This is a genomic window from Aggregatibacter sp., assembly GCF_057314075.1.
The window spans coordinates 256,741-275,432 of sequence record NZ_DBHLAR010000004.1; the positions used below are offsets into that span (position 1 = coordinate 256,741).

17 protein-coding genes and 1 tRNA gene are annotated in these 18,692 nt (G+C 41.5%); 3 read left to right on the forward strand and 15 right to left on the reverse strand.

What is annotated here, in order from left to right; genetic code table 11:
• Positions 1-10: 10 nt before the first annotated feature.
• From recD to ACO5E4_RS02945, 7 genes are all read right to left on the reverse strand, one after another.
• Positions 11-1,993, reverse strand: a complete 1,983-nt coding sequence (recD, locus tag ACO5E4_RS02915) for an exodeoxyribonuclease V subunit alpha (protein ID WP_485862019.1) — start codon at positions 1,991-1,993, stop codon at positions 11-13.
• The gene (gene recB / locus ACO5E4_RS02920) at positions 1,993-5,643 is read right to left on the reverse strand and encodes an exodeoxyribonuclease V subunit beta (protein WP_485862020.1); all 3,651 of its coding nucleotides are present in this window, start codon (positions 5,641-5,643) and stop codon (positions 1,993-1,995) included. Before recB ends, recD begins: the two co-directional genes overlap by 1 nt.
• 69 nt (positions 5,644-5,712) lie before the next feature.
• Positions 5,713-6,069, reverse strand: a complete 357-nt coding sequence (locus tag ACO5E4_RS02925) for a DsrE/DsrF/TusD sulfur relay family protein (RefSeq protein WP_288677793.1) — start codon at positions 6,067-6,069, stop codon at positions 5,713-5,715.
• Positions 6,070-6,071: 2 nt separating this feature from the next.
• Complete coding sequence (locus ACO5E4_RS02930; RefSeq protein WP_454901022.1) at positions 6,072-7,382, reverse strand: NCS2 family permease; 1,311 nt, start codon at positions 7,380-7,382, stop codon at positions 6,072-6,074.
• Between the two features lie 157 nt (positions 7,383-7,539).
• Positions 7,540-7,616, reverse strand: a tRNA-Val gene (locus ACO5E4_RS02935).
• A 184-nt stretch (positions 7,617-7,800) separates the two neighbouring features.
• Positions 7,801-8,331 carry a bifunctional 3-hydroxydecanoyl-ACP dehydratase/trans-2-decenoyl-ACP isomerase gene (gene fabA, locus ACO5E4_RS02940; RefSeq protein ID WP_315028126.1) on the reverse strand — a complete coding sequence of 177 codons (531 nt, stop codon included), beginning with the start codon at positions 8,329-8,331 and terminating at the stop codon, positions 7,801-7,803.
• A 142-nt stretch (positions 8,332-8,473) separates the two neighbouring features.
• A complete protein-coding gene (locus tag ACO5E4_RS02945) occupies positions 8,474-10,258 on the reverse strand; it encodes an AAA family ATPase (RefSeq protein ID WP_485862021.1) in 1,785 nt (594 codons plus the stop codon).
• A 145-nt stretch (positions 10,259-10,403) separates the two neighbouring features.
• Between ACO5E4_RS02945 and matP the strand changes: the two genes are divergently transcribed.
• Positions 10,404-10,850 (forward strand): macrodomain Ter protein MatP, encoded by a 447-nt coding sequence (gene matP / locus ACO5E4_RS02950; RefSeq protein WP_006718352.1) that lies wholly within the window; start codon positions 10,404-10,406, stop codon positions 10,848-10,850.
• A 58-nt stretch (positions 10,851-10,908) separates the two neighbouring features.
• On the opposite strand, the gene cspD is transcribed toward matP, so the two are convergent.
• From cspD to ACO5E4_RS02970, 4 genes are all read right to left on the reverse strand, one after another.
• The gene (gene cspD / locus ACO5E4_RS02955) at positions 10,909-11,118 is read right to left on the reverse strand and encodes a cold shock domain-containing protein CspD (protein WP_109128629.1); all 210 of its coding nucleotides are present in this window, start codon (positions 11,116-11,118) and stop codon (positions 10,909-10,911) included.
• A gap of 204 nt (positions 11,119-11,322) precedes the next feature.
• Positions 11,323-11,487, reverse strand: a complete 165-nt coding sequence (locus tag ACO5E4_RS02960) for a YoaH family protein (protein ID WP_109128630.1) — start codon at positions 11,485-11,487, stop codon at positions 11,323-11,325.
• A 53-nt stretch (positions 11,488-11,540) separates the two neighbouring features.
• Positions 11,541-12,254 (reverse strand): tRNA pseudouridine(65) synthase TruC, encoded by a 714-nt coding sequence (gene truC / locus ACO5E4_RS02965; RefSeq protein ID WP_485862022.1) that lies wholly within the window; start codon positions 12,252-12,254, stop codon positions 11,541-11,543.
• Entirely contained in the window at positions 12,251-12,565 is a 315-nt protein-coding gene (locus tag ACO5E4_RS02970; protein WP_485862023.1) for a YqcC family protein, read from the reverse strand. Before ACO5E4_RS02970 ends, truC begins: the two co-directional genes overlap by 4 nt.
• A gap of 108 nt (positions 12,566-12,673) precedes the next feature.
• On the opposite strand from ACO5E4_RS02970, the gene ACO5E4_RS02975 reads away from it, so the two are divergent.
• Together ACO5E4_RS02975 and queF are read left to right on the forward strand one after the other, a co-directional pair.
• The gene (locus tag ACO5E4_RS02975; RefSeq protein ID WP_485862024.1) at positions 12,674-13,456 is read left to right on the forward strand and encodes a Zn-ribbon-containing protein; all 783 of its coding nucleotides are present in this window, start codon (positions 12,674-12,676) and stop codon (positions 13,454-13,456) included.
• 8 nt (positions 13,457-13,464) lie between these two features.
• A complete protein-coding gene (gene queF / locus ACO5E4_RS02980; protein WP_485862025.1) occupies positions 13,465-14,304 on the forward strand; it encodes an NADPH-dependent 7-cyano-7-deazaguanine reductase QueF in 840 nt (279 codons plus the stop codon).
• A 58-nt stretch (positions 14,305-14,362) separates the two neighbouring features.
• Here the strand turns inward: queF and ACO5E4_RS02985 are convergent, their stop codons facing one another.
• The 4 genes from ACO5E4_RS02985 to purU form a co-directional block, all read right to left on the reverse strand.
• The gene (locus tag ACO5E4_RS02985; RefSeq protein WP_485862026.1) at positions 14,363-14,899 is read right to left on the reverse strand and encodes an elongation factor P hydroxylase; all 537 of its coding nucleotides are present in this window, start codon (positions 14,897-14,899) and stop codon (positions 14,363-14,365) included.
• 83 nt (positions 14,900-14,982) lie between these two features.
• Positions 14,983-16,917, reverse strand: coding sequence for an ATP-dependent zinc metalloprotease FtsH (ftsH, locus tag ACO5E4_RS02990; RefSeq protein ID WP_485862074.1), 1,935 nt, complete (start codon positions 16,915-16,917; stop codon positions 14,983-14,985).
• Between the two features lie 115 nt (positions 16,918-17,032).
• Positions 17,033-17,662 (reverse strand): 23S rRNA (uridine(2552)-2'-O)-methyltransferase RlmE, encoded by a 630-nt coding sequence (gene rlmE / locus ACO5E4_RS02995; RefSeq protein ID WP_485862027.1) that lies wholly within the window; start codon positions 17,660-17,662, stop codon positions 17,033-17,035.
• A gap of 159 nt (positions 17,663-17,821) precedes the next feature.
• Entirely contained in the window at positions 17,822-18,658 is an 837-nt protein-coding gene (purU, locus tag ACO5E4_RS03000) for a formyltetrahydrofolate deformylase (protein WP_485862028.1), read from the reverse strand.
• Positions 18,659-18,692: the final 34 nt, after the last annotated feature.

The following is an 18,692-nucleotide window of genomic DNA, read 5'->3' on the forward strand; positions in this document are numbered from 1 at the left end:
TATTCCCCTTTTATTTTGCTAATAACTGCCCTAATCCGCTTTGTCGTTGCACCGGATTTTTCACCGCACTTTCCCACACGCTCTGCAATGCAAACACCGTGAGGAAATCTTTAGTGCGCGTAATACCGGTATAAACCAGCTCTTTGGATAAGACCGGGCTATTTTCTAACGGTAAAATCAGGAACGTATGTGGAAATTCAGAACCTTGAGATTTATGCACGGTCATGACAAAGGCGGTCTCATGATTCGGCACACGGCTTGCCAGCACTTTTTTATAGCTATTTTGCCCTTGTTCAAACCACACTCGCCCATGGCCTAAATAAATGCCGATGTCGCCGTTATACAAGCCGACACTGCTGTCATTTTGCGTAACCATAATCGGTTTACCGACATACCACTCCCGTTCCTGATGAAATTGTAACAGCCGTTTTTGACGCAATTTTTCTGCAATAGCGAGGTTTAACTGCTCGACACCAAACTCGCCTACGCGTAACGCGGTTAAAAAGCGGATGCGGTTAAACGCGGCAAAAATTGACCGCACTTGATCTTCATGAAGAACGCCCTCTGACGGAATCTGTTGCAAATAGCGCGCATATTCTTCCGCAGCACGATCGACAATCAATTTCACACAGGCTTTGCGCTGTTGCACATCATCTTTATTCGTCAAATAATGGGCAAAATCGGTTAAATACACACCGCAATGTTTATCTTGATGTTGCTGATATTGTTGCAATAACTGCCAGCTCTTGAGCGCATCGCCTAAATTCACCGCCGTTGCCAACTCGCCTACTTCCGGATTAGCCCCAAAACGGCGACTGACTTGTAAATAACAAATGCTGTCGCTAATGGCGTTTATCTTATCCTCTGAGGGTAATGTCATCCCTGTTGTTGCCTGCAAATATTGCGCCATCCTTGGGCTATAGGTCGGTTTTGCCGCATTCACAAAACGCCCTAATTCGCCCAAAATAGCACCGGCCTCTACGGAAGCAAGTTGATCTTTATCGCCCAACAAAATCAGTTTGGTGTCCGGTTTAAGCGCATTAAGCAATTTCGCCATTAAAGTGAGATCGATCATGGACGCCTCATCCACCACCAACACATCCAACGGCAATGGATTATCGGCGTGATAACGGGTTTCTTCACTGAAAAAGCGCACACCAAGCAAACGATGGATCGTTTCTGCGCTCATCGGAATCGCCAGATTCTCGATGATTTCCCGTTGATTTGAATCCTGTGCAAATGTTAGTTTTAAACGTTCCACAGCATCCACAATGGATTCCGTTAAACGCGCTGCCGCTTTACCTGTTGGCGCAACCAATTTAATGCGTAAATCGTTTTGATACAGTTCTTGCAAGGTTAAAAGCAACTTGGTTACGGTCGTTGTTTTCCCCGTTCCCGGTCCGCCGGTAATTAAACAAAAACGCTGACGTAACGCCATGGCAACGGCGATTTTCTGCCAATCAATGCCCTGCTGCTCTTCCTGAAAATAGCGATGAAGAATCGATGCAATTTGTGTGAGTTGTCCCTCTGAAAAAACAGGCTCAAAACAGACCGCACTTTTGAAGTAATCGGCAATTCGAAATTCGTCTTGCCACACACGATAAAAATACAAGCAATTAAACTGCAACACCAAAGGTGCAATTTGCTGTAATGGTGAATCCGTAAAGGCGATGTGTTGCGCCTTTTGCAAGGTAGATTGCCATTGGGAGATCGGCACATAATCAATTTTTTGCTGAATTTCCGTTAAGTAAACGCGCTCGTTGAAATAATCCTGTAAACCGAATAAATCCTGTTCGGTGGACTGATTCAACAAAAGGCAGGTGTTGCCTTGGCGATAATGGAAATTACATAATGCCGCCATCAGCACCGCCAAGTTTTGTACAGAAGGCGCATAATCAAACGGCTGCTGTTTACGGTGAATAAACTCGGCAAAATAATAATCGGCGGCGTTAATCATGCCTTTTTCTTTAAGTTGAGATAATAAAGTTAACATCAGAACACATTCTCCAAGGCTTGAATTAACGCATAATCCGGTTTATCAAAAAATACGCCATCCTGATTTTCACCGTTCATGCCGCGTAAAAAACAATAAAACACACCGCCAAAATGGGTTTCGTAGTGATAGTTTTCGTCACGTTGTTGCAAATAACGATGGAGTGCCAACGTGTAAAATAAATATTGCCAGTCGTAATGGTTTGCTAGCATCGCTTGCTCAAGGCTTTTGCCAACGTAATTTTGCGGCTCGACACCCAGGAAATTCGATTTGTAATCCACCAAATAATAGTTACCGTTATGGCAGAAAACCAAATCCATAAAACCGCGTAACATGCCTTTAATCGCATCGAATTGCAGTGTTTCCGATGGCAAATGGTGATGTTTTTGCAACGCCCAATTAAATGCCGTCACATCAAACACCCGATTGAGTTTCAAATAAAACTGCATTTCTTTCACACATTGCTGGCGAGATAAATTGTTCAGCTTCAACGTTGGATCATCCGCACTTAACGGCGTATCTAAAATCGCCTTTATCCATTGTTGTAAGGATGGCAACCAGGTTTCCTCTAACTGTAACCATTGGCAGAGTTTTTGGACTTTTTCCTCATTCAACGGTTGGCTAAAATCATATTTTTCCAAGAAACGGTGCAACGCTGTACCGATTTTAATCCCGTGCGGGAAATCAAAAGGCGAATAACCGAAAGGATAGGCAGATTCATGACTAGCGCTTTCCGCCATGGTTTCTGTCGCTTGCTCGTTAAAATCATAATCTTTGCCACCATCAAAAACAGGTTCAAAAGCGACCGCACTTTCTGCCGCCAGTTGTTCTTTATAGTATTTTTTATTTTGATGAATCGCCTCAATGGCGCTGAAACTGGTCACCGTCCAGTTTTGTTCAATATGACCGGTGAATGTTGCCGCGTTTAATGGCGCTTGAGTCTCCGACTGCATTGGTTCATCTAGTGCTTTTAATGCCGTGGTTTCAGAAATCTGCACACTTCCCTGCGGGGCACGTTGAACCAACTTTTCTAATAGTGGCAAGCTGTCGTAGGCTGTCGGCTTCTCATTTTTTTGAATGTCTCCTTGAGTGAGCACATATAACAAGGCACTCCACTTTTCCTCAAAGGTTTTCGGCACACCGATGTTTAACTGATATTTCGCTCGGGTCAGCGCCACATAGAGTAAACGAAGTTGTTCGGCAAAATCCTCTTGTTTTACATCCTTCTCATGAGAACCATCAATATCCCACAGCACCTCATCCCGATCTTGGTCGTAATAAGTGGAAATGTGTTCAGACCCAGTTTTGGGGGCATAACCGACAAACGGCAACCAAACTAAATCATATTCCAATCCTTTGGATTTATGAATCGTAACAATTTTGACCAACTGCAACTCGCTTTCTAGCCGCACTTGTTGTTCATTTTGTCGATCTTCCCCTTGAATTTGCTTTTCAAACCAACGTAACAATGCCGCTTCACTTTCGTTCAGCGTTGCCGCTTCCTGCAATAATTCTGCCAAATGCAGCAAATCCGTCACCAGGCGTTTACCCTCCACCGTGGGATACAATTTTTCAGTGATTTTTTCTTGTAGGAACAACTGGTGCAACATCACTAATACACCTTGTTTTTGCCACGTTCTTTGATAATGAATAAATTTTTCGACCCAATATTCCCAACGGTTTTCGTCTAAACGAATACGCTGAATATCGGCCGCCGTTTGCGCAAAAATCGCCGTCGCAACGGCATTTAAAATATTGCGTTCGGAAAATGGATTAAGACAGGCCGTTAAAATCAACAACAGATCTTTTGCCGCATTACTGTCAAACACATTGCTATTTTCAGACAAAAACACGGAAGCAATGCCAAGACGACGTAACGCATTTTTTACCAAATCGGCTTCTTTGCGACTACGCACCAATACCGCAATACTTTCCGGTTTTAGCTTTTTTTCGATGCCTTTTTCATCTAAGCGAAAATCGGCGGTATTTTCCACCGCACTTTGCAACCAATGTTGAATAGAAACGGCACAGGCTTTCGCCATATTCTCTTTTACGGAAGCTTCATCCACATAAAACCGCACGGCAGGTTCCACTTCACCGTTTAACCAAAATTGCGGATGATCGTCTTTGGCTGAGACCGGTAGGAATTGAATCTTGTCATATAAAAACGGAGGTTGTTCGGTAAAATCAAACAAATGATTGACACATTGCACCACATCTTGGTGAGAACGGTAATTTTTTCCTAGATTAAAACGCTGCTGCGCTTCATCAGCCGCTTTAAAGTAAGTAAAAATGTCTGCACCACGGAATTTATAAATCGCCTGTTTTGGATCGCCAATCATAATAAAGCCGTTATCCGACGCAGGTTCTAATCGCAATGGCTCTACATAAACCTTAGAGAAAATCTGATATTGCACTGCATCCGTATCCTGAAATTCATCAATCATGGCAAACGGGAATTGATAACGAATCATCTGCGCAAATTCAGTATTATTCGGGTGGTGCAAGGCGTCTTTTAACAAGCGCAATAAATCATGAAAACTTTTTTCGCTGTGGTTGAGTTTGTATTCGGCTAATTGGGTATTCAACACCTTCAAAAAATGAAACATTGGGGCTTTAACGAAAGAAACCTGCCATTGATGCAATTCATCAATTTCTTCAAATACTACATGAGTTAAAAATTCTTCACATTTACTTCCCGCCTGCTTATTTATTTCGCTTTGCCTAAATTTTTTTAAACAATCTGGTTGAGGTGCCTCTGGTTCTTCAGCCCATTTGTCCATCAACGTAAACCATTTAGATTTACGGTCTTTTCTAAAACTAGAAGGATTAATTTTTTTGTGGTCTTTTGGGATTGCTTTTTGAAGTTCGGCATCAATCAAATCTCTAATTTCTTGAGATTTATCTTTCCATAATTTTTTTAATTTTTGCTCTTTATCTTCTATGTCATGAAAATAATCATCAATTTTTGAAAGAAACTCCTCGAAAGTCCCCTCAAAAAAGTGCGGTCGTTTTTCCGGAAGTTTTAATTCGGTTCCGGCAAATTTTTTGATTTTTGTTACAATATTGCTTGGCGAAACCAAATTTTTTTGAATAAATTCTACAACCGCATAAGGCTGTGAATAAAAATGCTCACGCCAAATTTTTTGCGCTAAGCGCAACAACAGCTCATCTTCTTCGCCACTTAATTCTAAGTTGAAATGAATCCCGGAATTGAATGCGTATTGCATCAGCATTCGATGACAGAAACCATGAATGGTATAGATCGCCGCCAAATCCATGTTTTGCTCCGCCAAGGTCAGACGTTGAATGGCAAGCGGTAAATCACTGATTGTCGCAACCAATTCGCGTAAAAAATCATCTTGCCCAAAGACTGCCGAATCTTGTGTCTGCTGATAAGCTGTCAATTTTTGTTTGGCGTCATAGATACGTTCGCGAATTTTGCGTTTCAGCTCCTCTGTCGCCATTTCAGTGAAGGTCACCACCAAAATTTGCTCGACATTCAATGCATAGGGAAAGGCATTTTCTCCCGCTTGCAGTAACAAACGTAAATAAAGGGAACCCATGGTGTAGGTTTTACCTGTACCGGCAGAGGCTTCAATTAAACTGACAGCATTTAATGGAATGGAGATCGGATTGAGTTGTTGCATGGTTAAGATTAAGCGAATGAAAAATTTTGAATAAAATAAGGGCGGAACTCAATCCGCCCAATAGCCTCGTTAGAAATTAACGACTTTATCTGCCCATAACGTCCATTTAGAAACATCATCTAAGGTGCCGCGAGTCACGCCATCAATTAGCTTTATCTCGGATAAACCACGCGCTTTAGTGCAGCTTGTACAGAGTTTGACTTCAGCACCTTGTGCTATCAAGATTTCCATCACTTGTTGTACGTTAGACCCTTCATTCGGATGTTGACCGGCAATGCCACTTAACACGGAATCACCAAAACAGAACACTTTAATTTCGACTTCTTTGCCATGCTCTTCCTGCAAATTCACGGCTAAACGCAATGCGTTGAAGCTTTTTTCTGTGCCATATGGCGATTCATTTAAAATAAAAAGAAGTTTTTGCATCATTAACCTACCCAGATAAATTTAATTAAGAATAACAAGGAAACCACCCAAACCGGTGCATTCACTTCGCGCCAACGCCCCGTTCCGAGTTTCATCACACAATAGCTGATGAATCCAAACGCGATTCCTTCGGTGATGGAGTATGTAAATGGCATCATCGCAGCCGTAATAAAGGCAGGAGTCGCTTCTGTTAAATCGTCCCATTGCACTTTAATTAAGCTGGATGCCATCAAAATACCCACATAAACTAACGCACCTGCTGTCGCATAAGCCGGTACCATACCTGCCAATGGCGAAAAGAAAATGGTTAGTAAAAACAACAATCCAACGACAACCGCCGTCATACCGGTGCGCCCACCGACCGATACGCCTGCACCACTTTCAATATAAGTACTGATCGCAGAAGTACCGATATACGATCCGACAACGGCGCTTGCACTATCAACGTATAAGGCTTGTTTCATTTTCGGGAAACGCCCTTTTTCATCGCTAAAACCAGCTTTGTCGGTGACACCGAGCAAGGTGCCGGAAGAGTCAAATAAGTTCACTAATAAGAAAGAGAAGATGATACCAATAAGTGCGGTATCCAAGGCACCGGCAATATCCACTTGGCCAACAACTTGGGTTAATGCCGGCGGCATGGAAACGATGCCGTGGAACATCACGTTTGGATCAAAATACAATGCAAGTGCGGTGACTGCGGCGATAGAAATTAGCACGCCGGAATAAATATTGCGTGCTGCCAACACCACGATAATAAAGAAACCAAGGATGCCCAATAACACTTGCGGACTATGTAGATCGCCTAACGCAACCAAGGTTGCAGGATTGGCAACAACCAAGCCCATATTTTTAAAGCCAATTAAGGCAATAAAGAAGCCGATACCGGCACCAATACCTACCCGCAAACTGAGCGGAATGGATGCCATCAGCCAATAACGGATTTGGAAGAGCGTCAATAGCAATAAGCCGACAGAACCCCAGAAAATGGTGCCCATCCCTACTTGCCAAGAATAGCCAAGTTTACCGACCACCACATAAGCAAAGAAGGCATTCAAGCCCATTGCCGGCGCCAATGCGATAGGCAAGTTACTGAATAACCCCATGGCAATCGTACCGAAGCCTGCGATTAAACAAGTGGTAACAAAGACAACTTGCTTATCCATGCCTGCATCCCCCAACACGGATGGGTTCACGAAGACGATATAGACCATGGTAAAAAAGGTGGTAATCCCGGCAATAATTTCCGTTTTGGAGGAGGTTCCTTTTTCTTTTAATTTAAAGAATTGTTGTAGAAAAGATTGATTTTCCATTGTAATTTCCAATCAGAGACAAAATAAAAACGATGAAAAACAAGGTTATCAGAAAGGTGTTTTTCCCGTTGATTCTAGCAAAAGATCAGAAAAACTGCGACGGGTTTGGAAAAATAAAAAACGAGATAAGAAAGAAGAAAAATAAGGAAAGAAAAGATGGTGCGACCGGCTGGACTCGAACCAGTGACCCCCACCATGTCAAGGTGGTGCTCTAACCAACTGAGCTACGGTCGCAGTGAAAAGTGCGCTAATAATAGCTAGCTTTTCAGGCTAAAACAAGTTTTTTATTTAATTGTATGGATGACTGCAAAAAAATTAACCAATTCATTATAAAGATAAAAAACAGGAGAAAAATAAACCGCACTTTCCTCAATAGAAAAGTGCGGTCAAAAATTTCAATGTTTTTTAGAAACGTGAATTAGAAACTTGACGTATCTTGGAAAAGACCAACTTTCAAATCTGTTGCGGTGTAGATAACGCGACCATCCACTTCTACTTCACCGTCTGCCATGCCCATGACCAATTTACGGTTAATCACACGTTTCATGTTGATACGATAAACGACTTTTTTTGCGCTTGGCAGGATTTGTCCGGTAAATTTCACCTCGCCAACGCCTAAAGCACGCCCTTTGCCTTTGCCTCCAATCCAACCAAGGAAGAAACCGACCAATTGCCACATAGCATCCAGACCTAAGCAACCCGGCATAACCGGATCGCCGATGAAGTGACAAGCAAAGAAAGGTAAATCAGGATGAATATCTAATTCAGCTTCAATATAGCCTTTGCCAAAGGTACCGCCATCTTCGGTCATTTTTACAATACGATCCATCATTAACATGGTCGGTGCCGGTAATTGCGGACCTTCTTTGCCAAACAATTCGCCACGTCCAGAAGCCAATAAATCTTCGTAAGTGTAACTGTCTTTAATGTTTGGAGCACAAGTGTTCATTATTAATCATCCTATAAAATATGGTTAAACAACGTAATGTTGAATGAGGGTTGGATTCTAGCAAAGCATTTCATTATTTAAAATAGCTAACACTTGTACGCCAAACTTGTCCGATCAGTTAATTTTTGATGGCTATTTTAATTTAGCGATTTTTTCTCCCCAAGAAAAAATCCCATAAACCGAATTTGTGAGATTGCTGATCAGAATATTGATCAATACGCTGATGAATCAAACGAGACAACGGCAAGGTGTCAAAATTATACGTTTTATTTTCTTGCTCCACCAAATCCCGCTGCAATAAAATCTCACAGGCCTGATCCACTGTTTCTACCGGATAAATAAAAAACTCCTGATTTTTCACCGCACTGACCACCGCCTCCGACAAACTGAGCTGATTTAACACCGCACTTGGGATCATCACGCCTTGCTTACCGGTGAGTCCACGACGTTGGCAAATGGTAAAGAAACCTTCGATTTTGTCATTTACACCGCCCACAGCATGCACTAAACCAAATTGATCAATTGCACCGGTAATGGCAATAGATTGCGGCAATGGCAAAGAAGACAAGGCACTTAATAAGACGCAAAAACTCGCCAAAGAGGCACTATCGCCATCAATTTCACCATAAGATTGCTCGAATACTAAAGAAGCGGAAAAAGGCAACTGTGACGGCAATTCAAGAACATTGGCCAAGCAGGCTTCCGCAATCATAATCCCCTTGCTGTGAATATTCCCCGCCAGTTCATTTTTTCGCTCTACATCCACAATTTCGCCATCACCAAATTGCACGATACAACTAATTCGCGAAGGCTCACCGAAAGATAATGGCGTGCCCGGATATTCAATGATCGACAAACCATTAATTTGCCCCACCATCTCGCCTTCAGTCGCCACATAAATTTGTTCCTGCAAAATACCATCGTAGGTTTGCTCACGCAGAAAACCAAATTGCGCTGTTTTATGTTCAAAATAACGTTCAAAATCCACCGCACTGAGTGGATTAGATTCCGTTAAAAGTGCGGTCTCTGTGAGCATCATTTTTAATTTAAGCGGTGATACATTAATCAAATGGCGATTTTCACTGTCACGCACTAATAATTGATACAGTTTATTAAAACCGCTTAGATCCAACTCAGGTAACTGATTTTGTTGAGCAACCCATTGCACATAACGCATCCACTGCTGTTGTTGCTCCGCCGTTTCCACACGGCAATAGCTTTCAATTTCCGCATAATCCGCTAAATGATACAGCGCTTCTTCCAGCTCTTCCAACGCAGCCAATTCCGTGCGATTGCCTAGCACAATCACTTTCAATGACAAAGGATAACTCGGAATTTCACAAGGTAACGTTTTAAATGGATGTGCGGAATACCAATCAAACACATCTGTCGTTAAAATCTGTTTCAAACGTTGCCATAAATCAAACTGTGCCAATAACACGCCCGCAGTCACAATCAACACGCCGTTGTTCAGCTGGTGAACCAGCCCGGCATGAAGCTGAATATCATGAGAAGACGCGTGCATTTTAAGCGAACCGAATAACTGGAACTGATCAAAATATAACGCCGTAGCAACGCTTTTTTTGGCTGCAAAATTATCTTCTAGCGATTGTGCAGGCTCAATGTAAACACGTGGAAAAGAGAAAGAATCCCCTTGTTCCACGATATATTGCACACCACACACGCCCACTTCCGGTTGGTGCTTTTTAATAAAACCTTCCAATAAAGACGCATATTCCGTTTGGTCATCCGCTTTCATCACCAATAAAGCGCGGTGAGAATTTCGGATGAAATGACGCACGGCTTCACCGGCACGAGGCTGTAAAGCAAAAAAATCCTGAGGTTGTGAAGGAATGTCGGTCACCGTCAATTCCGGACGTAACGCCTGCCAAGGCAATGTAGTATTAGATAAAGAAGATAAAGTCACATTAATCTCTGTGTTGTCTATTTAATTTGCGCGCATTATCGCACATTTCTTCCCGTCTTTCTTCGCATCGCGTAAAAATCTGCTAGAAAAACACCTATAAACAGCGTATAGTGACAGAGTTACCACGTCACTAAATAGAATTCTTATGAAATATCAAAAGCTGGAAAATCAAGAAGCTCATTGGAAATGGGTGTATTTAACGAAAAAAGCCCGTGAAGGTGAAAATGTCACACGCTATGCAGAAAAAAGTTTGCAAGAAGACATCGTTAAACAACTCATCGGCTGCCAAAACTATCCGCAAAAAATTGAAGAATGGATAAAGGCGCATTTAGCCCCTGAATTGGTGATTAAAATGGATCAGGCTATTCGTGCTAGAAGAAAACGTTTCTTCAATGGTGAAAAACAATCTACAAAGAAAAAATCCATTGATTTGGAATATGCGGTTTGGCTTCGTTTATCAAAATATTCCCGCAAAATGAAAATGACGCTCTCGGAAACCATCATGTATATGATTGATGAACGAGAGAAAAAAGCGTTATATGAAAATCAAATGTCGGCAATGAAAGCCGGATTAAAAGATTTACTCAAATAAAAAAGACAAGTCCAACTGGGCTTGTCTTTATTTCAATGACTAAATAAGGAAATCTTTATTATTCTGCTACCGGAATAATTTTTGTTGCGTGTGAACCTTTGTCACCGTGAATCACTTCAAACTGAACTTTTTGCCCCGCTTTTAATGAGCGATATCCATCCATTTCGATCACAGAATAATGTGCAAAAATATCAGTATCACTGCCTTCTGCAGAAATAAAGCCAAATCCTTTTGCATTATTAAACCATTTAACAACACCAACTTCCATAATTTAAACCTCTTATGGTTTTCGTCCTTTTAGAACTACGTTTACTTCAATAAGACAATTGCCCTATCACCTTGATATGTTGGCATTTATATTTAAATAAATTTCTCTCGCACGCAATAAGAAAAGTTATAAAATCAAACCGAGATCACAAAAAATAATAAAAATTAATCAGCAAAATCCCTTCAGCTTGTATAATTTCCCACTTTATTCATTTTTATTTTGTTTTTGTGTATTTTGTTCCCGTAATTGTTTTGCCACTAAGGCAATGGCTTCACCACTTCCCACACCTTGCGACATTAATTCTTGAATTTTTTCAACGGCAAGTTGTTGCTGTTCATGCGTTAAATTAAGTAAATCATTCTCTAACATTTTCTGTCCTTTATTATTTGCATAAAAAGTGCGGTCGTTTTTTTACGTATTTTTTACCATTGAAAAATCTGCATTACATTTTTCCATTGCTCATCTAACCCCGCCTGAAGCGTTATTGGTTGTTGCGTGAGCGGATGAACAAAAGTTAATTTTTCCGCATGTAACATTAAACGAGAACACCCCGTGTGCTCTGTCAAAGCTCGATTTTGGTGTAAATCGCCGTACTGCGTATCGCCTAAAATCGGATGAAAAATATGTTTCATATGGCGACGAAGCTGATGTTTACGCCCGGTTTTCGGTATTAAGCGAACCAATGAATAACGAGACGTGGCATAGCGCCCTACGCCATAAGGCATTTCAACGGTTTTCAATCCATTGTAAAACGTCACCGCACTTTGAGGTTCTTTATCCTGTTGCGCAAATTTATCGGCAATTTTATCCAATTGAACTTTCAACGGATAATCAATTTCGCCCTGTCCTGTCACATAACCACGAACCACGGCCAAATATTCTTTTTCCGTTTGTTTTTGCTCAAATTGATGGCATAACAAATTTGCTGTTTCACTGTTTAACGCAAATAACAACACACCTGATGTTGGTCTATCTAAGCGATGTATGGGATAAACTAATTGTCCGATCTGATCGCGTAAGGTTTGCATCACAAATTGAGTTTCATGACGATCCAACCAGCTACGATGCACTAGCATGCCTGCCGGTTTATTCACCGCTACTATATGCTCATCTTGATATAAAATCTCTAGGCTCATTGTTGTTGCAGCAATTCTTCGATTTCAATGATCGGGCGTAGTAATTCCGCCAAATACGCCTCTTCTTTTAGCGCTTCTTCCAAATAAGGGCTAATCGCGATTTGGCTTGGCAGCGTGGCTTGGCTTTCTAAAAGTGCATACATGCGCGGAATAAAAATCCATTGCAGCCATTCTGTCGGACTCATGGTATCTAACGCAAAAGGCTGATCGCTCAAAAACGCCTCTTCTTGTGGCGGCATCGTTTGCCACAACGCTAAACGCTCCATGGTTTGCCGTAAATTTTGTAAATGTAATCGGGTTCGTTGATACATAAAAAAGACCTCGTAAAAAACGGCTCATTGTAGAAGATTTCGAGTTTTTGCGCCAGCCATGGCAAATTTAGTGTAGAATTCGCCCTTTCAACTTTAATGTTACCGTCTATGTATCTAATTGAAGCCTTTTTCTCTCTACAAAGTGATCTATTTTCTTTGGAACAGCAAAGTCATTGCCTGAATCAAATTATTGAGCAATGGCGCTACAATGGGCAAATTATCGGACGTGAAATTCCACAATTTGTTGCTGAACAGGAAAATCAAACGGGGTTGGCCGTACGCGTTACCTGCCCGGAGCAAACCTCCCTTTTAGCGGAATTCAATAATTCCTCGGTATATGAAGCCATGCTGGCAGCAGAAACGTGTGGTGTATTTTTTGAGAGTTTTCAGATTGTGGCGGAAGATCTCAATTCAGAAATTACAGCGACAGAACCGCCGTCTTGGCAAATGCTCTACACCACCTATTTGCAATCTTGCTCGCCGCTACAAAGCGGTGATACTTTGCAACCAATTCCGTTGTATAAACAACTGAAAAACATACCGCACTTAGCAATGGATTTGATCAAATGGCAGGAAAATTGGCAAGCGTGTGATCAGCTGCAAATGAATGGTTCCGTGTTAGAACAATCTGCCTTGGCACAAATTACCAACACAAAAAGCACGCTGTTTAAACATGGCTATCATTTAGCACAAGAAATTGAGCGCCACAGCAACATTCCGACTTACTATTATTTGTATCGCATCGGGGGCGAAAGCCGCGAGGCAGAATTGCAATCCTGCTGCCCGTTGTGTAAACGAAACTGGACATTAAGCCAACCGCTTTTTGACTTCCTCTATTTTAAATGTGATCATTGCCGCCTCGTTTCAAATCTCTCATGGCATTGGCAATAAGGAAAGCTATGCATTATCAAGATCCCAGCCTGAACGCCTTAAAACTCGGTCAGCAAACTCAATATGCGGAAAAATATGACCGCACTTTATTACAACCGGTCCCTCGCCATCTCAATCGCGACACATTGGGCATTACACAAACGCAGCCCTTTTCCATCGGCGCTGATATTTGGACTGCGTATGAAATTTCATGGCTCAACCTCAAAGGCGTGCCCCAAGTGGCGATTGCCGATGTACAAATTGATTTTTGTAGTGAGAATTTAATCGAATCGAAAAGTTTTAAACTCTATTTAAACAGTTTTAACCAAACAAAATTTGCTGATGCCGCCGAACTGCAACACATCCTGCAACGGGATTTACAGGATTGCGCCAAAGGCAAAGTTAAGGTGCAAGTAAATTCGCTTGCAGACTATACAGCACAGCCTATTGTTGCCCTATCAGGCGAATGTATTGATGAGTTAGATATTGAAATTCAGGATTATGCGTTTAACGCTGAATTACTGAAAAATTGTACCGGGGATAATGTGGTCGAAGAGACTTTAGTTAGCCATTTGCTTAAATCCAACTGCCTTATTACCCAACAGCCGGATTGGGGGAGCTTACAGATTCATTATGTGGGTAAACAAATTAATCGTGAACAGTTATTGCGCTACATTATTTCTTTCCGTCAACATAACGAATTCCACGAGCAATGCGTTGAGCGTATTTTCTGTGACCTCATGCAATATGCAAAACCGGAAAAGCTGACGGTATATGCGCGCTACACTCGTCGAGGTGGATTAGATATCAATCCATATCGCTCAAACTTTGAAGCGTTACCGCAAAACCTGCGATTAGCACGACAATAAACATCAAGTGCGGTCACAAAATTCGTTAGGTTTTATGACCGCACTTTTACGTTCTAAACTAAATTCTTGTCACATCAAACTTCGTTAGATCAATACTGTCTTCCGTGCCGTAAAACTTAACTAACGCTTGTCGCAAAGTTTCGGCCCGTTTTGGTAAACCTTTTTCCGCATAGGCCTTCACTTGTTCATACACCGCCTGTTTAAACGGTTGAGTATCACCAGGTTGCCCATTGAGATTATCAGCACTGGCAAAATAACGAAAACCGGCAGCGGTTGCCAAAATCCATTCTAATGCTTGCGGTTTGACTTCCACTTTTTCAAATAAACGTTGTTGCTCTTCGCTACGTCCATCAGGTTCATACCAATAGCCAAAATCTTCTAATTTACGGCGTTCTTTACCGGCGACCAACCAGTGGGCGATTTCATGTAATCCACTGCTGTAAAAACCACGTGCAAAATAAATGGCATTGTAAGGGCAATCCTCATTTGCCGGGACATACAATGGCTCATCGCCCCCTTTGACTAATTTGGTGTTGTATTCTTGTTCAAAACATTGATTAAAAATATGGATTAAATCTTCGATATGATGTTCCATTTTGACTCCAAAAAATAAACCCGCTTAAAGAAGCGGGTTGCAATAATAAAGCCTTTGCGGCGAACCGAAAAGGCTTTTTTTGTTTAGTTATCAGAGGAGGCAGAATCGTCGTTTTTTTCTACCGCACTTTCAGCCTGTTGAGTCTCTGCTGCTTTAGACTCTTCAGCTTTTGGCTGTTGAGACTCAGCGCTATTAGTACCCTTCGGCTCTTCCCACCCTGCTGGTGGTGTAACCGGTTGACGATTCATCAACTGTTTAATTTGCTCTTCTTCAATAGTTTCATATTTTACTAACGCATCTTTCATGGCGTGTAAAATATCCATATTGTCGATCAAAATTTGTCTTGCACGAGCATAATTACGTGTCACAATCGTACGGACTTCTTCATCGATCACATGCGCAGTTTCATCAGACATGTGTTTTGCTTTCGCCATGGAACGGCCCAAGAACACTTCCCCGTCATCTTCAGTATAAAGAATTGGACCAAGTTTATCGGAGAAACCCCATTGAGTCACCATGTTACGAGCAATATTAGTTGCCACTTTAATATCGTTAGAAGCGCCTGTAGAAATATTTTCTTCGCCGTAAATCAAGTCTTCTGCTAAACGCCCTGCATACAATGTAGAAAGTTTACTTTCCAATTGTTTTTGACTGATGCTGACTTGGTCGCCTTCCGGTAAGAAGAAGGTTACACCTAAAGCACGTCCGCGTGGAATAATTGTTACTTTATGCACTGGATCGTGTTCCGGCACCAAATAACCGACAATGGCATGACCCGCTTCATGATATGCGGTGGACTCTTTTTGCTTGTCAGTCATGATCATGGTGCGACGTTCAGGTCCCATGTTGATTTTGTCTTTGGCTTTTTCAAACTCAACCATCGTAACGATACGTTTATTGGTGCGTGCAGCAAATAACGCCGCTTCATTCACCAAGTTTGCCAAATCCGCACCGGAATAGCCTGGCGTACCACGCGCAAGCGTCATTGCATCAACATCCGGACCAACAGGCACTTTTCGCATGTGAACTTTAAGAATTTGCTCACGACCCTTCACATCCGGCAATCCAACCACAACTTGACGGTCGAAACGTCCCGGGCGGGTTAACGCTGGGTCTAAAACATCCGGGCGGTTAGTTGCAGCAATCACGATAACGCCTTCATTGCCTTCAAATCCATCCATTTCAACTAACATTTGGTTTAAGGTTTGCTCACGTTCATCATGGCCACCGCCAAGCCCGGCACCACGTTGGCGACCAACGGCATCGATTTCGTCGATAAAAATCAAACAAGGTGCATTTTTCTTCGCTTGTTCAAACATATCGCGCACACGAGAAGCCCCGACCCCCACAAACATTTCAACGAAATCAGAGCCGGAAATCGTGAAGAAAGGGACTTTCGCTTCACCGGCAATCGCTTTTGCCAATAAGGTTTTACCGGTACCCGGAGGACCTACCATTAAAATCCCTTTTGGAATTTTACCGCCTAAATTTTGGAATTTTTTCGGTTCACGTAAGAAGTCAACGATTTCAGCCACTTCTTCTTTCGCTTCATCACAACCTGCTACATCAGCAAAAGTAGTTTTGATTTGCTCTTGTGTCATCATTCGCGCGCGGCTTTTGCCAAAGCTCATAGCTTTACCGCCACCGCCTTGCATTTGACGCATGAAGAAAACCCAGACGCCGATTAATAACAACATCGGGAACCAAGCAATCAAGATTTGAGATAATAATCCTCTTCTTTCCGGAGGCGTGCCTTCTACTTTGACTTTTTTATTTAATAAATCATTCAGTAAGTTTTTATCTTCTAAAGGAATGACTGTTGTATATCTAGAACCGTCTGCTTTGGTAACTAAAATTTCATTGTCTTCAAACTTAGCCTGACGCACCTGACTATTTTCAACATCAGTAATAAAAGTTGTATAGTCCGTTACACTACCGGTAGAAGTCGAATTAAAACTTTGATATGCCGTCATCATGACAACAGCAACAACAACCCAAAGAATTAAATTTTTTACCATATCGTTCAAGGCATTACCCCATACTTATAAAGTTAATAAAATGTTGCAAGGTTACTATATTTATTTCGAAAGTGAAAGTTATCAAATTGATTGTCTTTCTTTGTTACTTAACCCATTAAAACTTATAACCACTTGCAACGACATAAACTTCCCGAGAGCGATCTCGAGAGGCTTCAGGTTTCCGAACTTTTACTACACTAAAGAGAGAACGAATCTCTTTTAAGTATTCATCAAAACCTTCACCCTGAAAAACTTTTACAACAAAACTGCCTTTGTTCGCCAACACCTGTTTGCACATATCCAATGCAAGCTCGACCAAATACATTGCGCGTGGAATATCCACGGATGGCATTCCACTGAAATTAGGCGCCATATCCGACATCACCACATCGACTTTTTCTTCGCCAACGCGTTCTAGCAAAGTACTCAGGACATTTTCATCACGGAAATCCCCTTGTAGGAAATCAACCCCTACAATAGGATCCATCTCCAAAATATCGCATGCGATAACGCGTCCATTCCGACCTATTTGACTGACGACATACTGCGACCAACCGCCCGGTGCGGCGCCAAGATCGACCACTGTCATACCCGGTTTAAATAAACGGTCTGTTTGTTGGATTTCATCAAGTTTGAAATATGCACGGGAACGCAGTTTTTGTTTATGCGCTTTTTGTACAAAAGGATCTTTAAAATGTTCGTTTAACCAGCGAGTAGAACTCGCCGAGCGTTTTTTCTTGCCCATAACTTGTCTTGTATTTTTTAATGTCTTTGTATATGAAGGCTTAAGCTTTACTTTTCAAGCCTTAAATCATCATTAATAAAAAATCCACCTTTCCTCGATTTTTGGCGGATAAGGTGGCTTAAATCAGAATGGTGCTTATTGTAGCAATTAAAGTGCGGTCTATAAAACGATCGTTTTATTTTTATAAACAAAAATACGATCGTGTAATGCCAAATCTAAAGCTCGACTCAATACTGTTTTTTCTACATCACGGCCGGCTTTCATCATAGCTTCCGCGCTGTAAGTATGGTCAATATTGATCACATTCTGCATAATAATCGGTCCTTGATCCAATTCATTATTAATAAAATGTGCTGTCGCACCAATAATTTTCACGCCGCGTTCATAAGCTTGTTGATAAGGTTTCGCACCAATAAATGCCGGTAAGAATGAGTGGTGAATATTAATAACTCGATTAGGATAACGAGCCACAAATTTTGGATTTAGTACGCGCATATACTTCGCAAGCACAATGTAATCCGGTGAAAATTCGTCAATTTTTTCAGCAAGCAACTGATCGTGTTCTTCACGGGTTAAATCTTGATGACTAATGCAGAAAAACGGTACATCAAAACGTTCTGCCAACGTACGCAATGAATTATGATTTCCAATAACCGCAGTAATCTCCACATCAAGACCACCATAGTAATTTTTCATCAAAATATCGCCTAAACAATGCGCTTCTTTCGTGACTAAAATCACAATTCGTTTACGTTTTGTACTGATAAGACGGCAATTGGTCCCTTCCGGTAGGCTCATTGCCAAATCAGCCAACAAGGTTTCTTCATTAAAAATCCCTTGGAGTTCCGTGCGCATAAAAAAATGTTTAGTTTCAAAATCAACAAATTCATTATTATGCACAATATTTAATTGATGCTTATAACAAATATTTGTGATCTTAGAAATAAGTCCTTTCGCATCAGGACAATCCGTCAATAATATTTTATTTTCAACCATATTATCCTCTTAATAAAAAAGAAACCCATAAAAA

Excerpts from the sequence above, each read along its gene's own strand:
- queF (WP_485862025.1), top strand. The coding sequence starts at position 13,465 with ATGCATTATCAAGATCCCAGCCTGAACGCCTTAAAACTCGGTCAGCAA.
- ACO5E4_RS02975 (WP_485862024.1), top strand. The coding sequence starts at position 12,674 with ATGTATCTAATTGAAGCCTTTTTCTCTCTACAAAGTGATCTATTTTCT.
- ACO5E4_RS02960 (WP_109128630.1), bottom strand. The coding sequence starts at position 11,487 with ATGTTAGAGAATGATTTACTTAATTTAACGCATGAACAGCAACAACTT.
- recB (WP_485862020.1), bottom strand. The coding sequence starts at position 5,643 with ATGCAACAACTCAATCCGATCTCCATTCCATTAAATGCTGTCAGTTTA.
- ACO5E4_RS02985 (WP_485862026.1), bottom strand. The coding sequence starts at position 14,899 with ATGGAACATCATATCGAAGATTTAATCCATATTTTTAATCAATGTTTT.
- recD (WP_485862019.1), bottom strand. The coding sequence starts at position 1,993 with ATGTTAACTTTATTATCTCAACTTAAAGAAAAAGGCATGATTAACGCC.
- matP (WP_006718352.1), top strand. The coding sequence starts at position 10,404 with ATGAAATATCAAAAGCTGGAAAATCAAGAAGCTCATTGGAAATGGGTG.
- ACO5E4_RS02925 (WP_288677793.1), bottom strand. The coding sequence starts at position 6,069 with ATGCAAAAACTTCTTTTTATTTTAAATGAATCGCCATATGGCACAGAA.
- purU (WP_485862028.1), bottom strand. The coding sequence starts at position 18,658 with ATGGTTGAAAATAAAATATTATTGACGGATTGTCCTGATGCGAAAGGA.
- ACO5E4_RS02970 (WP_485862023.1), bottom strand. The coding sequence starts at position 12,565 with ATGTATCAACGAACCCGATTACATTTACAAAATTTACGGCAAACCATG.
- rlmE (WP_485862027.1), bottom strand. The coding sequence starts at position 17,662 with ATGGGCAAGAAAAAACGCTCGGCGAGTTCTACTCGCTGGTTAAACGAA.
- ACO5E4_RS02930 (WP_454901022.1), bottom strand. The coding sequence starts at position 7,382 with ATGGAAAATCAATCTTTTCTACAACAATTCTTTAAATTAAAAGAAAAA.
- fabA (WP_315028126.1), bottom strand. The coding sequence starts at position 8,331 with ATGAACACTTGTGCTCCAAACATTAAAGACAGTTACACTTACGAAGAT.
- truC (WP_485862022.1), bottom strand. The coding sequence starts at position 12,254 with ATGAGCCTAGAGATTTTATATCAAGATGAGCATATAGTAGCGGTGAAT.
- cspD (WP_109128629.1), bottom strand. The coding sequence starts at position 11,118 with ATGGAAGTTGGTGTTGTTAAATGGTTTAATAATGCAAAAGGATTTGGC.
- ftsH (WP_485862074.1), bottom strand. The coding sequence starts at position 16,917 with ATGGTAAAAAATTTAATTCTTTGGGTTGTTGTTGCTGTTGTCATGATG.